The sequence below is a fragment of the Psychrobacter sp. 1U1 genome, from assembly GCF_051847535.1.
In the GTDB taxonomy this organism is placed as follows: Bacteria; Pseudomonadota; Gammaproteobacteria; order Pseudomonadales; family Moraxellaceae; genus Psychrobacter; species Psychrobacter saeujeotis.
Window position 1 is genome coordinate 86,785 of sequence record NZ_JBPYDD010000001.1, and the last position, 13,996, is coordinate 100,780.

General features: G+C 43.9%; 13 protein-coding genes. 7 read left to right on the top strand and 6 right to left on the bottom strand.

Annotated features, from left to right (window positions below):
• Positions 1-53: 53 nt before the first annotated feature.
• Positions 54-980: an alpha/beta fold hydrolase gene (locus tag ACS8FB_RS00395; RefSeq protein WP_439260492.1), complete on the bottom strand. Its 927-nt coding sequence runs from the start codon at positions 978-980 to the stop codon at positions 54-56.
• 114 nt (positions 981-1,094) lie between these two features.
• Entirely contained in the window at positions 1,095-2,852 is a 1,758-nt protein-coding gene (locus tag ACS8FB_RS00400; protein ID WP_439260493.1) for an amidohydrolase, read from the bottom strand.
• 316 nt (positions 2,853-3,168) lie between these two features.
• On the opposite strand from ACS8FB_RS00400, the gene arsS reads away from it, so the two are divergent.
• The 4 genes from arsS to ACS8FB_RS00420 all read left to right on the top strand — a co-directional run bounded on the left by arsS (position 3,169) and on the right by ACS8FB_RS00420 (position 6,572).
• Entirely contained in the window at positions 3,169-4,140 is a 972-nt protein-coding gene (arsS, locus tag ACS8FB_RS00405) for an arsenosugar biosynthesis radical SAM (seleno)protein ArsS (RefSeq protein WP_439260494.1), read from the top strand.
• Between the two features lie 229 nt (positions 4,141-4,369).
• The gene (locus ACS8FB_RS00410) at positions 4,370-5,179 is read left to right on the top strand and encodes a DUF547 domain-containing protein (protein ID WP_439260495.1); all 810 of its coding nucleotides are present in this window, start codon (positions 4,370-4,372) and stop codon (positions 5,177-5,179) included.
• Between the two features lie 20 nt (positions 5,180-5,199).
• Positions 5,200-5,922: a TIGR04283 family arsenosugar biosynthesis glycosyltransferase gene (locus tag ACS8FB_RS00415; protein ID WP_439260497.1), complete on the top strand. Its 723-nt coding sequence runs from the start codon at positions 5,200-5,202 to the stop codon at positions 5,920-5,922.
• A 17-nt stretch (positions 5,923-5,939) separates the two neighbouring features.
• Complete coding sequence (locus tag ACS8FB_RS00420) at positions 5,940-6,572, top strand: TIGR04282 family arsenosugar biosynthesis glycosyltransferase (protein WP_439260498.1); 633 nt, start codon at positions 5,940-5,942, stop codon at positions 6,570-6,572.
• Between the two features lie 183 nt (positions 6,573-6,755).
• Here the strand turns inward: ACS8FB_RS00420 and mtnP are convergent, their stop codons facing one another.
• Complete coding sequence (gene mtnP / locus ACS8FB_RS00425; protein WP_439260499.1) at positions 6,756-7,688, bottom strand: S-methyl-5'-thioadenosine phosphorylase; 933 nt, start codon at positions 7,686-7,688, stop codon at positions 6,756-6,758.
• Between the two features lie 215 nt (positions 7,689-7,903).
• Between mtnP and ACS8FB_RS00430 the strand changes: the two genes are divergently transcribed.
• From ACS8FB_RS00430 to ACS8FB_RS00440, 3 genes are read left to right on the top strand one after another with little or no spacing between them, the layout of a single operon-like run.
• A complete protein-coding gene (locus ACS8FB_RS00430) occupies positions 7,904-8,935 on the top strand; it encodes a TAXI family TRAP transporter solute-binding subunit (protein ID WP_439260501.1) in 1,032 nt (343 codons plus the stop codon).
• Positions 8,916-9,440, top strand: a complete 525-nt coding sequence (locus ACS8FB_RS00435; RefSeq protein ID WP_439260502.1) for a DUF1850 domain-containing protein — start codon at positions 8,916-8,918, stop codon at positions 9,438-9,440. Before ACS8FB_RS00430 ends, ACS8FB_RS00435 begins: the two co-directional genes overlap by 20 nt.
• Positions 9,412-11,496 carry a TRAP transporter permease gene (locus ACS8FB_RS00440; protein ID WP_439260503.1) on the top strand — a complete coding sequence of 695 codons (2,085 nt, stop codon included), beginning with the start codon at positions 9,412-9,414 and terminating at the stop codon, positions 11,494-11,496. The genes ACS8FB_RS00435 and ACS8FB_RS00440 overlap by 29 nt, the downstream gene beginning before the upstream one ends.
• A gap of 160 nt (positions 11,497-11,656) precedes the next feature.
• Here ACS8FB_RS00440 and ACS8FB_RS00445 read toward each other — a convergent pair whose 3' ends face one another.
• The 3 genes from ACS8FB_RS00445 to ACS8FB_RS00455 all read right to left on the bottom strand — a co-directional run bounded on the left by ACS8FB_RS00445 (position 11,657) and on the right by ACS8FB_RS00455 (position 13,996).
• On the bottom strand, positions 11,657-12,130 hold the full coding sequence (locus tag ACS8FB_RS00445; RefSeq protein ID WP_439260504.1) for a GFA family protein: 474 nt from the start codon (positions 12,128-12,130) through the stop codon (positions 11,657-11,659).
• A gap of 278 nt (positions 12,131-12,408) precedes the next feature.
• On the bottom strand, positions 12,409-13,452 hold the full coding sequence (lipA, locus tag ACS8FB_RS00450) for a lipoyl synthase (RefSeq protein ID WP_439260505.1): 1,044 nt from the start codon (positions 13,450-13,452) through the stop codon (positions 12,409-12,411).
• A gap of 148 nt (positions 13,453-13,600) precedes the next feature.
• The gene (locus tag ACS8FB_RS00455) at positions 13,601-13,996 is read right to left on the bottom strand and encodes a carboxymuconolactone decarboxylase family protein (RefSeq protein ID WP_439260506.1); all 396 of its coding nucleotides are present in this window, start codon (positions 13,994-13,996) and stop codon (positions 13,601-13,603) included.

Below are 13,996 nucleotides of genomic sequence, written 5' to 3' on the forward strand. Positions count from 1 at the left end.
CTTGCCGTATTGTCGCTAATTTAGCGAATTTTAGCAAACCAAGTCAGTATTCATTACGCACTTAAATGTTTTATCCAATTTAAAATATCATGATAGACCACGCTATGATCTTGCTCATGTAGCGGTTCGTGACGCATGTTAGGGTATAAACGCGCGTCAGTATTTTGAAAACCTTGCTTGTTTAAGTTTTTGGTGATGTTACGAATACCGCGCCCCATATTGCCGATGGGGTCGTTTTCGCCACTGACAAATAACATGGGGAAGCTCTTGTTGATGGTGGATGCCCAGCGTTTATGTAGTCCAGCCTTCATCAACGCAAACAGGGTCATAAAGCCATTGTTGGTAAATTCAAAGCCAGTTAGCGGATCGGCCTCATAAGCTTCGATATTGTCAGTATTTTCACTTAGCCAAGCAAAGGGAGAAGAAGACAGGCGTTCACTAAGCTTGGCATTAAGTACCTTATTCATAATTTCAGCAAATACGGTGTTTTGTTTTTTGGGGGCTGTTTTGGCAAGAATAGCATTCAACGGCAGCAGTACTTTTACAAGTGGGTTGGCATCAGCAGTCCCCATAAGAATGGCACCTGTAAAGTCTTGCGCATGATGTTTAAGTACCACACGCACAATAAATGAGCCCATAGAGTGCCCCATAATAAAATGCGGGACGTCAGGATGACGCTCTTTTAAGGTGTTTGCCATGATGATGACATCTTTTAATAATGATTGTGCTGGATGTTCATTACCAAAAAATCCTAGCTCGTCTGATGACTTAATTGTACGACCATGACCGAGCTGATCATAAGTGGCAACTGCGATGCCGTGATCGGCTAAAAACTGCGCAAAATCGCTATAGCGGCCGCTATGTTCTGCCATACCGTGTACGATTAATAAAGTCGCTTTGATGTCGTCTTTAGGTTCAAAAAACGTATGGTGCAGATAATGGCTGTTGTCAGATGAGGTGATCGGCGTCGATGTACTCATAAAATTCCCTGATAAATCAAATAGGTCAAAAAGGTCACAATAAAGATGACGACAATACCGTCACGTGTTAAGACATAACGGTAAAAATAAGCGTCATTATACTTAAATATTGGCTCAACGTTGATAAATCGTTTTGCCTTCTTTGATGGTTTGAACTACCTCGATATCTTTAATGCTGTCAGGCGCCGCTGTCAACGGATTGGCGTCCAAAATGACCAGATCAGCCAATTTGCCTGGCGTTAAAGTGCCTTTGCTGTCCTCTTCAAAGTACTCATATGCCGCATGTGAAGTGGTGGCTTTTAACGCTTGATAGGGGCTGACGCGCTCATCACGACCGATAATCTGGCCGCTACGCGCGGTGCGATTGACCGCTGACCATACGGCGAATAATGGATCGACTGGAGTCACGGTATCGTCTGAGTGATTGGTAAATTTCAGCCCCATCTTATCAGCGGTCGCAAGTGGACTTAAAAAGTTGGCGCGCGCTTCCCCTAAATTTTTGACATGCACGTCTCCCCAAAAGTAGGCGTGATTGGTAAAAAATGACGGCAGCATGTTATATTTTTTAAAGGCCTCTAGCTGATCCATTCTGGCAAATTGCGCGTGAATGGGTACGGTGCGGCGATCTTTGTCTAGTGCTTGTCCGGTTTGTTTGACCGCATATTCGTGGGCTTTGATGATCATATCAGTCGCCGCATCGCCATTATTATGAATAAATAATTGGTTGTCGCGCGCATAAGCTTTGGCAAACATCTCATTCAGCGCCTCTTGGCTCACGCTTGGTAGTCCGCGACAATCCTTATCGCAATCAGGTACAGGGGTCAGATATGGCTGGCTAAAATACGCCGTCTTGCCTTGCGGTGAGCCGTCGGCGATGATTTTGGTGCCTTGAACCTTAAAGCCGTTTTGGTAGGTTTTCCAAACAAAGTCTTTATCGGCTAAGTTTTCATCCAAGTCGCTGACGCCAGCGAGTGACACCAAATCAATCTTTAATTTGCCGGCATCGGCTTGCGATTGAAAAAACTTGATCGCATCGCGCGTGGTTGAGCCATCTTGCGCGGTGGTGACGCCATGCTGAGCATAATAATCTTGGGTTTGCTCAAAAAACTCTGCTTGATTGGGCTCTAACACCTCAAGCATCTTACGCACAAACGGATACATGGCGGTTTCTTGCACCAAGCCATTGGGCTCACTGCTGCCTTTGACGCGAGCGATATTGCCGCCTTCAGGGGCTTCGCTGTCCGCATCAATACCCATAGCCGTAAGCGCTTTTGAGTTGGCAACACCCATATGCCCGCTGGTATGCTGCAAGTAAACGGGATTGCTGGGCAGCGCTTTATCGATCTCATCTTTGGTCGGGTGACGATCCTCGTCAAGTTGACTTTCATCATAGCCCCAGCCGTAGATCCACTCGCCATCAGCGATATTGTTGTCTTTTTTATAAGCGCTTAAAGCCTCTAACATTTTATCGATACTATCAACCTTGCCGACGGGCGGCGGATTGAGGTTCACTTGCCCCATGGTGTTTGAGACCATACCAAAGTGGCTGTGCGGATCGATAAAACCTGGGAGTAAGGTTTGGTCTTTTAGATCCACTTGTGCTGCGTTTTTATATTTTGACTGGGCAGAATTCAAGCTTCCAGCATAAGCAATTTTGCCTGCTTGAGTAACTAAAGCTTCAACCATTTGTGGCTTATCACTCTCCATCGTAATAATATTACCATTATAGTAAACAGTTGCTTGGGCAGCTGTTGTCTGTACCACCGCCGGATTGGCCTTTTGATTATCAACATTCTGATTAACAGTACAGCCAATGATGCCCATAATCCCAAGGCTTAATAAAGTTGGTTTTATAAATATATTCGTGGTCATTATGCTGTTCCTAATTGTATTAAATATATAGCTGGATGAATGTAACCAATCTAACGATAAAGCCTTATGCGGTCAATGTTATTTGGCTATTTATATTCGCTTTACGCTATTGATAAGCATTTTGCAGTGATAAATAAGCGTTGATGTTGATAAAAATATAAAACATATTAATGAAAATATACAAAAGAAAATAAGGTATTATTGATTAGATTAACTTTATTTTGACGGTGAATTTATAAGATTATTTTTGTGATGTTAAAATTTTAGCTATGTCTATTTATACTAAAGAGGACTGACAATTGGGTTCTATATCACTATGAAATCTACCATTGAATTACTCGAAGACACTGACTTTCCTGCTATTAAAAGACGAGGACTTACTGTCCTACAAGTTAATATGGGTTATCTATGTAATATGTCTTGTGTACATTGTCATGTTGCAGCCAGTCCGTACCGAACGGAGATGATGTCGCGTGAGCTGATTGAGCTCATTCCGCAAGTGCTGCAAGCGCAAGATATCGATACGCTTGATTTGACCGGCGGTGCTCCTGAGATGCACAAAGACTTTAAATATTTGGTCAAGGCGGCACGCAAGCTTGGTGTCAAAGTCATTGATCGTTGTAACTTGACGATCTTGATGGAAGAGGGATATGAAGATATGGCGCAGTTTTTGGCAGATAACGAGGTCGAAGTGGTCGCCTCATTGCCGTGTTATTCGCTAGAAAACGTCGATAAACAGCGCGGCAAAGGCGCATTTGATGACAGCATCTTAGGTCTGCATAAGTTAAATGCGCTCGGTTATGGCAAAGACAACCCCAACCTTGTGCTCAATCTTGTCTACAACCCGCAAGGCGCAAGCTTGCCGCCCAATCAACAGCGACTAGAAGCGGACTATAAACGCGAGTTGAAAGAACATTTCGATATTGAGTTTAATCAGCTGTTTGCCTTAACCAATATGCCGATCCAGCGCTTCGGTGCGGTGTTATTGGCCAAGGGTGAGTTTCATCCTTATATGGATTTGCTCAAAGACAATTATGACGCTCGTAATTTAAATGATGTCATGTGCCGCTCGACGATTAGTGTCAATTGGCTGGGTGAGTTGTTTGATTGTGACTTTAACCAGCAATTACAGATACCAGTACCGAATAAGTCTCGTCGTCATCTTAGAGATTTATTAACGCAAGACCCTGCTGGTGATGATATCGCTATTGCCGATCACTGTTATGGCTGTACTGCAGGACAGGGTAGTAGTTGTGGCGGTGCTTTAGAAGAAGAGACAGAAACGTAGTTTAGGATTGTTTTTAACCATTTTTGTTTAACACACCTCAGTCATTCTTAAATAAAAATTCACGAGTTTTACTCCAAGCGATTGTTATAAATTTTTTGTAGCCTCTGTCTGTGAATGCGCCGCAAGCAAAAAAATTTACATCAGTAGCAATGTAATACTTTTAGACCAAATCTACTATGTCAGTAGCTACGGAGCGCGTTCCATGTTTACCAATAAGGCACTTTTATCTATGACCTCAATATCTATGGTCTCAACGACCAAAGCTCTTCTCGCTGCCACAATTATGCTATCGAGCGCCGCTTACGCTGATTTTAATCACAGTAGCTGGGATAGTTTGCTGGACAAAAACGTCACTATGACCAATGGCGGTAAAGCGTCTGTGGTCAACTATGCTGGCATGAAAGCAGACAACGGCAAGTTGAGTAGCTATTTGAATGCCACAAGCAAAGTCAGTCAGGCAGAATTTAACCGCTGGAATAAAGATGAGCAATTGGCCTTTTTAATCAATGTCTACAATGCTGCTACGATAGAGCTGGTGCTCATAAAATACCCTAATATCAAATCCATTAAAGATATCGGTGGACTACTAAGCTCACCATGGAAGCAAGACTTTATTCCGCTACTTGGCAAAACCCGTTCGCTAGATGATATTGAGCATAACCTTATACGCGGCTCAAAACGTTATAACGAACCGCGCATTCATTTTGCGGTCAACTGCGCCAGCATTGGCTGTCCAGCCTTATTGGACGATGCTTTTACCGGCAAGAAGCTAGAAAGACAGTTAGAGCAAGTCACCAATAAATTCTTAGCAGACAGCAGTCGCAATCGTCTTAAAGGTAGTACGCTTGAGGTGTCACCGATATTTAAGTGGTATAAAGAGGACTTTGAGACGAACTGGCGTGGTACTAACGACTTAGAAGGGTTTTTGGCCCGTTATAGCTCGTCTTTGGGTCTTAATAAATCACAAACTGCTGACCTAAAAGCTGGCAAAACCAAAATAAGCTACACCAATTATAATTGGAACCTAAATAAGAGATAAAAGGTTGAGTACTGCTAACTATGACCGCCACACCTACTGTTTCTATTGTTGTTCCTATATTAAATGAAGCGGACAATTTACCAAAGTTGTTTGAGCATTTGCATCAATTGACTGCAAAACCGCAGCAAATCATCATCGTTGATGGCGGATCGATAGACGGCTCTCTTACACTGGCTCAAAGTCTCATGACAGAGATGATAACGATTCAGCAGTCAGCTATCGATTGGCAAGTGCTAGCTTTTAGCGCTGGTCGTGCATTGCAAATGAATAGGGGTGCGGCATTGGCTACTGGTGATGTACTGCTATTTTTGCATGCAGATACGAAGTTGCCAGACCACGCTATGACTGAGATAGCATTGGCTATTACACAAGCTAAGTGGGGACGTTTTGATGTGCATTTGGACAGTAATAAACTGCTGCTAAAACTCGTTGGCAGTATGATAAATCTACGCTCGCGACTCAGTGGTATTGCCACAGGCGATCAAGCCATCTTTATCAAGCGAAAACTTTTTGAGCAGCTCGGCGGTTACCCCAATCAAGCATTGATGGAAGATGTTGAGATAAGCAAACGTCTAAAAGCCATCGGCAAACCTGCTTGTTTAAACAGCAAAGTCGTTACCTCAGCACGGCGCTGGCAGCAGCACGGCACTTGGCGCACGATACTATTAATGTGGCGATTACGCTTCGATTATTGGCGCGGTGTTTCGGCGGATAGCATAAGGCGACGTTATTACAAAAACTAGATGACAATACATATCCTATGCCAAAAGACACCCTTATCATTATCTTTGCCAAGTTTCCTGCTCAGGGTATGGCAAAAACCCGTCTGCAACCGGCGCTTGGGGTTGCAGGCGCTGCGCAAATAGCGCGCAAGTTGCTTTTACACAGCATAGAGCAAGCCGTCGCTACTGGTCTAACCGTTGAGCTTTGCGTGAGTCCATCACCAAACGATTCATGCTGGCAAACGCTTAATTTACCCGGGTCAGTACAGTGGTCAGGGCAAGCAGAGGGTGACTTGGGGAAACGTATGTTAACTGCTAGCCAGCAAGCTTTAGCTCAATTTAAGCAAGTTATATTAATTGGCACTGATTGTCCTAGTCTTAGCACGACTCAAATTCGAAGGGCCGTGCGGCAGTTAAAAACGTTTGAAAGCGTAATAATCCCAGCCTTTGATGGCGGTTATGTGCTTTTTGGTTTTAAGCAAGCTTGTGCCAGTCTATTCTCAAATATCGAGTGGAGTACCGCTAGTGTCGCTACGGTGACGCAGCAGCGTATTACAGCATTGAATTGGTCGCTGGCGTTATTAGAGCCATTAAACGATATTGATGAGCCTGCGGATTTAAAATACCTGCCCGTAGGCTGGCTGGACGGTTATAGAGTGACTAATAGCTAATTTATGACTATTTGAATATTTTTTCGTAGGCTGTGGCTTTAGCCCAGCATCTTAACTTTGCATAAGTAGAGCGCTGGGTTAAAAACCCAGCCTACAATGACTTCCCAAAGATAAAAAAGGCCATCAAATGCTTTGATAGCCTTTTATGTGTACAAAAAACCTATAAATTTAAGGTTTCAACCATTAAGGAAGTAACGCTGCCAGTCTTGTTTTGGTTTGCTCATCCATTGCTGTAACGGGCGTGACTAACGCTTGGGCAAGCGCAGTATGGGCGATGGATTTAGGCTGTTCAGCAGCGAGTAGCGCGACTGCTTGCTTAATAACTTGCTGGGCATTGTCGGCATTTTTCATCAGGTTCTGAATGGCGTAGTCAGCACTGACAGCTTCCTCGGTAGGATGCCAGCTATCGAAATCGGTCACTAGTGCCAAGGTGGCATAGGCGATACTGGCTTCACGCGCAAGTTTTGCCTCTGGCATATTGGTCATACCGATAATGTCAGCATTCATTTGCCGATACCAGTGTGACTCCGCACGAGTGGAGAACTGCGGCCCTTCGATACATATATAGGTCGCTTTTGAGTGGCACTGTCCATCGACAATATGCGCTTTTTTATAAGCTCGCAGCAAAATATCTGCTACTTTAGAGCATAATGGATCAGCCATCGATACATGAGCGACTGCACCATCACCAAAAAACGTACTAACACGCTGCTTAGTCATATCAATCATTTGATCAGGGACGACCATATCTAGAGGTTTTAGTGTTTCTTGCAATGAGCCGACCGCTGATACTGAGATGACATAGCGTACGCCTAAGGACTTTAGCGCATAGATATTGGCGCGATAGGGTACTTCTGACGGGGATAATCGGTGTCCTTGACCATGCCGCGTTAAGAATGCGACCGTTATGCCATTCATTTCACCCAATACAATTTGATCAGATGGCTTACCAAAAGGCGTTGGAATAACAATGCTGCGCTTATTAGTCAAATCTTGCATCTGATACAGACCACTACCACCGATGATGGCGATATCAGCGGAATGTTGAATAGTTGTAGAGGTGCGGTCGTTTAAATACGCTTTATTTGCAACTTGGCTATCTTTTATTGTGCTCATCCTAATTGGCTTCCAATTGGTTATCAATGTGGGGTCAGCATAACCTATATTTTTTCAAAAAATAAATCACTATTACTAAGTACCTATAGGTATAACACGAAAAATTCGTTAGATATCATTTTTATTTGGAGTGAGTTGCGGTATGCTTACAAGGTTATGAAGCAATTAGATTAATTGATAACCAAAAATAGTCTTAACCATCAAGGAAGAAATCAATGAAATTGACCAGTAAGACGGCTCTAATGATAGCAATGGTTGCCTCTAGTTTGGCATTCACAGCATGCTCTAATACAGAAAATGAAACAGCAAGCGCTGAGGATTCAGCGGTCTCTGGCGAGTCAGAAACCACTGCGGCTACTGCGAATGATAAGCTGGACACAAAGTTTGTCACTATAGCCACAGGCGGCGCATCTGGCCCTTATAATATCATTGGCACTGCATTGTCTGAGGTTTATGCCAAAACCTTTGGCGTTAACTCAAAGACGCAGACGACAGGCGCCTCAGTTGAAAACGTCAACCTATTGACTCAAGGCAAGGTTGATATGGTACTGGCGCTGAGTGATGTCGTCACCGATGCGGTTGAAGGTAAAAACAACTTTGATCAGCCAATTGACAACATTCAACAGATCGCTGTGTTATACCCGAATGTGGTTCAGATCGTGACGTCTCAAAAGTCAGGTATCAAGAATATCGAAGATTTGCGTGGTAAGCGTATCGCAGTAGGCGATCAAGGTTCAGGCACAGAAGTCAACGCTCGAACCCTATTAGAAGGTTTTGGTATTACTTATGATGATATCGATGTGGATTATCTAGGCTTTGCTGAAGCAGCTGATGGTATGAAGGCTGGTAAAATCGAAGCGGCGTTCTTTAGTAGTGGTCTACCAAACTCGTCATTGATGGAGTTAGAGCAAGGCTTAGACTTGCAGCTGATCACGATCGATCAAGACAAGCTGAATGACATCATCGCAACCAAACCTTATTTTAAGACTTTTGAGATTCCTGCTGGTACTTATGGCAACGATACTGCGATACCAACTGCAGCGATTATGAATGCATTATTGGTGAGTTCAGACTTATCTGAAGACGATGGTTATAAGCTCACCAAGGCTTTGTTTGAAAATTTAGATGGTCTAAAAACAGCGCATCAAGCGGCCAACGATATCAGCTTAGAGTCTGCTAATACCGGTATGGTAGCGCCGATTCATCCTGGCGCTAAAAAGTACTACGATGAGCAAGCAGCCAAATAAACGTTTATGGCTATTAACTAGCGCGGCACTGGTTGCTGCGCTAGTTTTTTTTGTGCTATGGGCCAGCTTATCACGTCAGTCCGTCATCGAAGTGCAAGTTGATACAGTGACTTGTTATTTTACTGAACCCGACTTTGAGCTGCGCTGGATTCATTCTGTAGAAAAGCAGTGGTGGGAGGAGCAGTATCAGCGCACAGACGATGGTCTGCTGTTGACCACCACTTATTTTGAAGCGTTTGGCGCAGGTACGCCTTCGACTGAAGCGCTAGCCCCCATACAAAAACCTGGCTATTTGGGTTATCAAATCAATGAAAAAATGCCAAGTCTGAATTGGGTAGTGTCTAGGCTGACCAAGGGTGAACTAAATTATGCCGACCATCGGCTTTTAATTCACGAATGGGCGCCAGATTATTCTGAAGTAACGATTACGCCCAAAGCGTATCATTTAATTGATAGATTAAAAAAGGATTTTTGTCATGAACTCTCAAGTGACGGATCACGATAATGTGACAACGATATCAGCCAATCAAGCTGATCTGCCCATACATGCCAACACCCATGCTGATACCAATGTAGATGCTGAGCTTGACGCGCAAGCTCATAATCAAGCCATATTAGAAAAGTATGATCGAGAGTCAATCACCCGTCAAATCACTCAAGGTCCAGTCAAGTATTTTATCGCTGGAATTTGCATTTTATATTCTATCTTTCATTTGTATATCACCTTTAATCCGATGCCAGCATTGCTACAACGCTCTGTACACGTCGGAGTTGGATTTGCCCTGATATTTCTTATCTTTCCAGCGAGTAAAAAAAGCAGCCGTAAGCGCGTAGCCTGGTATGACTGGATATGGTTTATGCTGTCCTTGTCAGGGATGGCCTATCTGATATACGAGTATCAAGACATTGTGACCTCACGTGGCGGCATGGCCAATCAGGTTGATGTGATATTTTCTATTATTACGGTCATCTGTGTACTCGAAGGTAGTCGACGTATCACAGGCTGGATACTGCCCATACTGGCGTCGATATTTTTGGCTTATCCATTTATCAGTCATCTAGATTTTATGCCTGATCGATTGCTCACGCGTCCTTATGATATGGGCGATATTTTTGGTCAATTATTTTTAAAAACTGAAGGTCTATATTCTGTCGCGATTGGCGCATCGGTAACGTTTATCTTTTTGTTTATTCTATTCGGGGCATTTTTAGCGCGCTCGGGCATGGGTCAGCTGTTTAATGACTTGGCACTTGCGCTAGCTGGTGATAAAAAAGGCGGACCTGCAAAAGTCGCGGTTATCTCTAGCGGCTTTATGGGCAGTATCAATGGCTCAGCGTTATCGAACGTTGTTAGTACTGGAGCGTTTACTATCCCGCTGATGAAAAAGGTCGGTTATCATAAAGACTTTGCAGGGGCAGTAGAAGCAAGTGCGTCGGTTGGTGGACAGATATTGCCGCCTATTATGGGAGCCAGTGCTTTTATTATGGCTGAGACAACAGGCTTGCCGTACAGTACCATTGCTTTAGCCGCTCTATTACCCGCAGTACTCTATTATCTGGGTGTCATTGCCCAAGTGCATTTTCGTGCAGGGCGCCGCGACCTAAAAGGCATCGCTAAAGAAAACTTACCAGCCGTCAAAGAGGTATTAAAAGCGCGTGGCCATATGCTACTACCGATTGTGTTTCTAATATTTTTATTAATCAAAAACGTACCGGTCGGCTATGCAGCGGCCTATACCATCGGTTTTACAGTCGCAATTAGTATGATACGCAAAGAGACCAGAATGGGGTTCTCCGATATTTTAGGCGCACTAGAAGATGGTGCTCGTCAGTCGCTGGCTGTGATGGCTGCTTGTGCGGTCGTCGGGGTGATTATTGGTGTGGTCAGCTTGACTAGCTTTGGGACGGTGATGACCTCATCCATCGTGACATTAGGAGCGGGGTCGTTGTTCCTCACCTTAATCTTGACCATGCTGGCCTCGATGGTTTTGGGGATGGGCTTGCCGTCTATTCCTGCTTATATCATTACCGCAACGATGGCAGCGCCTGCACTAGCAGGTTTTGATATTCCGATTTTATCAGCGCATATGTTTGTGTTTTATTTTGGTATTTTTGCCAATATTACCCCACCTGTGTGTCTAGCCGCCTTTGCTGGGGCGGGCATATCCGGTGGTGATCCAATGAAGACAGGATTCTTATCGTTAAAGTTAGCATTGGCCGGATTTATCGTGCCGTTTATGTTTATTTATAGTCCGACGATGCTGATGATAGATCCAACTGGTCTAGCGGTTACAGCAAAAGACTTTCCGCTGCCGCCTATCTTTGACATAGTGGCAGTCGTATTGACATCGGTAACAGGTGTTATTGCCTTAGGGGCCGCGTTAGAAGGGTATTTTAAAGGTGCTATGAGTCCACTCACGCGTGGCGTATTGACCATCGGCGCGTTACTACTGATTTATCCTGAGCTTACGACAGGATTAATCGGGGGAGTAATAGTATTAATCGTGGCGGTATTTAATATAAAAACAGCTGATAAGCCAACGCCAACTCTAACTGTTTAAAGCGTTAGGTTTGAAGGCTTTACAGATTTATTAAAGTCATAAAAAAGGGTGAATAATGATTATCTGTTATTCACCCTTTTTATATTCTCAGCTGACTGTTTTTAGTGATGATTTCTAGGCTCTGAATTTGAGTTCTAAACCTAGATCCTAAACACAGACACTAACGACTCGCCACTCTTTCAAATATACCCTGGGCAAGCGCTTTAACGATCATTGCCTGACTTTGCACAAAGCCGTTGTATTTTGGCAAATTATCATCCGCATTTCTAACGCGGCGATGATAAAACAGATGCATAGACGGCTGAGGCAAGGCGTCGATATCTGGGTAGTTGTCCGTCGGTACTAATACAAGGTTACCGCCTACCGCCATTTCTATACTGGGTTTGTGACAATATTTACAAAGGCCGCGGCTAATATTCGGCGGTAGTTTCCAGCGGCGAAAACGCGTTTTATTTATCTCTAATTCGCTAATATCCGATTTTAGCAAAACTGTAACATCGTTATATGCCTTTCCTGTGTAATCCTGACAAATAGTGCAGTGGCAAATAAAGCGCGCAATAGGCGTATGGGTGATCGTATAGGTATTGCTATAGCAGGAGCAAGAGCCATCTTGTGGGGTAAATTCGCTGCTCATTAGTTAGTCCTTCATTAATAAGAGGGTAAGAGAGTTAGCATCATTTATTAATGCAAAATATAGCACTATCTTAACGTACTAATGTAGTCACTTTGAGTAGAAAAATTGACTAATAGTTTAATTTTTCAATAAGTTAGTTTTCAAGTTCTAAGGCTCATTAGAATCGCTGTATGAAAAAGTAGTATGGTTTTTATAAAAATCCAATAAAAAAGAGACCAATAGTAGGTCTCTTTTTTATGTATAACTAACTTTCTATCACTAGCATAGTCAATCATAGACTAGCAGCCAAGCTTACCTTCAGCTGCCAATGCCTTTTTGCTACGAACCGGCGCAGGGCAGTCCTCGCCGTAATACTGACGATCAGCGAAGTAGCTTGAGCGTACCATTGGACCTGCCCAAATGCTAAAGAAGCCAATCTTTTTACCGTAGTCCATATAGCGCTGAAACTCGTCTGGATGGACATACCGATCGACAGGCGCATGGTTTTTACTCGGCTGTAGATACTGACCAATAGTGATCATATCCACATCATGAGCTTTTAGATCATCGAGCAGCGCATAGATTTCTTCTTCAGTCTCACCGAGGCCAACCATAAAGCCGCACTTAGTGGCGATATCAGGACGACGCTCTTTATAAATCTTAAGCAAATCTAGCGAATGCTGATAGTCAGAACCTGGACGGAAGGCTTTGTATAGACGTGGCACGGTTTCGATGTTGTGGTTAAAGACGTCTGGCGGTGTTTCAGTCAATAAGTCTAACGCAATCTCCATACGACCACGGAAATCTGGCACCAATATCTCGATCAAGCAGTTTGGGCTTAGCGCGCGCGATTCATTCAATACTTCTACAAAATGCCCAGCGCCGCCATCTTTTAGATCGTCACGATCGACAGAGGTAATGACCGCATATTTAAGACCCAAGCCTTGAATGGTCTCAGCAGTGTGACGTGGCTCATCTTTATCTAGCTCGTTTGGACGACCGTGGCCCACATCACAGAACGGACAGCGGCGGGTACAGATATCACCCATGATCATAAAGGTAGCTGTACCATCAGCGAAGCACTGCGGCAGGTTAGGGCAGGCCGCCTCTTCGCAGACGGTATAAAGCTTTTGCTCACGCAAGGTGGCTTTGATACGCGCGACTTCAGCAGGCGACGACATCTTTACCCGAATCCAATCTGGCTTTTTCTTGGCCTCGACGGTCGGGATGACCTTAATTGGGATACGCGCAACTTTGTCGTAGCCACGCAGTTTTTCGCCTTGAATGGCTTTCTTGGGTTTGACCTTAGCAGCAGGTACATGTGTTTGTACGGCAGTTGTCATAATGGAGTTATCTCTTAACCCTTTATACTATAAGGGTTTATGGAATGATCAGAATGTTTGATAAGTGTCGGTATTATAGCAGAAATTTAGGGTTTAATTTTTAGTGAATATTCTTAAGACTACTATGAATTGTTTGACTACCATAGTTTTAAATATCTATATCAATATCCAACTCATTCAGGATTTCTATGGCAGCGCGAAACGCTTCTTGAGTGGCAGGTGCACCGCAGTATGGCAAGCTATGCATCAATACTTCTCGAATCTCAGCGACACTAGCACCATTATTAATGGCACCGCGAATATGGCCTTTGAGCTCGGTCGGACTTTTTTGCGCGATCAAAAAAGCAATGGTTATTAAAGAGCGATATTTACGCGGTAGTACTGAGTCATCTTGCCATGTGCTGCCCCAAGCGTGTTCAATGATCCAGTCTTGTAACGGCTGAGTAAAGCCAGTCGCGCTATCAAGCGAGCGCTTAATATGTGCTTCACCCATTACTTCAGTGCGCACTTGTAGACCATTTTGATAATCGACATTTTCTGTCAT

Excerpts from the sequence above, each read along its gene's own strand:
- ACS8FB_RS00395 (WP_439260492.1), bottom strand. The coding sequence starts at position 980 with ATGAGTACATCGACGCCGATCACCTCATCTGACAACAGCCATTATCTG.
- ACS8FB_RS00400 (WP_439260493.1), bottom strand. The coding sequence starts at position 2,852 with ATGACCACGAATATATTTATAAAACCAACTTTATTAAGCCTTGGGATT.
- arsS (WP_439260494.1), top strand. The coding sequence starts at position 3,169 with ATGAAATCTACCATTGAATTACTCGAAGACACTGACTTTCCTGCTATT.
- ACS8FB_RS00410 (WP_439260495.1), top strand. The coding sequence starts at position 4,370 with ATGACCTCAATATCTATGGTCTCAACGACCAAAGCTCTTCTCGCTGCC.
- ACS8FB_RS00415 (WP_439260497.1), top strand. The coding sequence starts at position 5,200 with ATGACCGCCACACCTACTGTTTCTATTGTTGTTCCTATATTAAATGAA.
- ACS8FB_RS00420 (WP_439260498.1), top strand. The coding sequence starts at position 5,940 with ATGCCAAAAGACACCCTTATCATTATCTTTGCCAAGTTTCCTGCTCAG.
- mtnP (WP_439260499.1), bottom strand. The coding sequence starts at position 7,688 with ATGAGCACAATAAAAGATAGCCAAGTTGCAAATAAAGCGTATTTAAAC.
- ACS8FB_RS00430 (WP_439260501.1), top strand. The coding sequence starts at position 7,904 with ATGAAATTGACCAGTAAGACGGCTCTAATGATAGCAATGGTTGCCTCT.
- ACS8FB_RS00435 (WP_439260502.1), top strand. The coding sequence starts at position 8,916 with ATGAGCAAGCAGCCAAATAAACGTTTATGGCTATTAACTAGCGCGGCA.
- ACS8FB_RS00440 (WP_439260503.1), top strand. The coding sequence starts at position 9,412 with ATGAACTCTCAAGTGACGGATCACGATAATGTGACAACGATATCAGCC.
- ACS8FB_RS00445 (WP_439260504.1), bottom strand. The coding sequence starts at position 12,130 with ATGAGCAGCGAATTTACCCCACAAGATGGCTCTTGCTCCTGCTATAGC.
- lipA (WP_439260505.1), bottom strand. The coding sequence starts at position 13,452 with ATGACAACTGCCGTACAAACACATGTACCTGCTGCTAAGGTCAAACCC.
- ACS8FB_RS00455 (WP_439260506.1), bottom strand. The coding sequence starts at position 13,996 with ATGACAGAAAATGTCGATTATCAAAATGGTCTACAAGTGCGCACTGAA.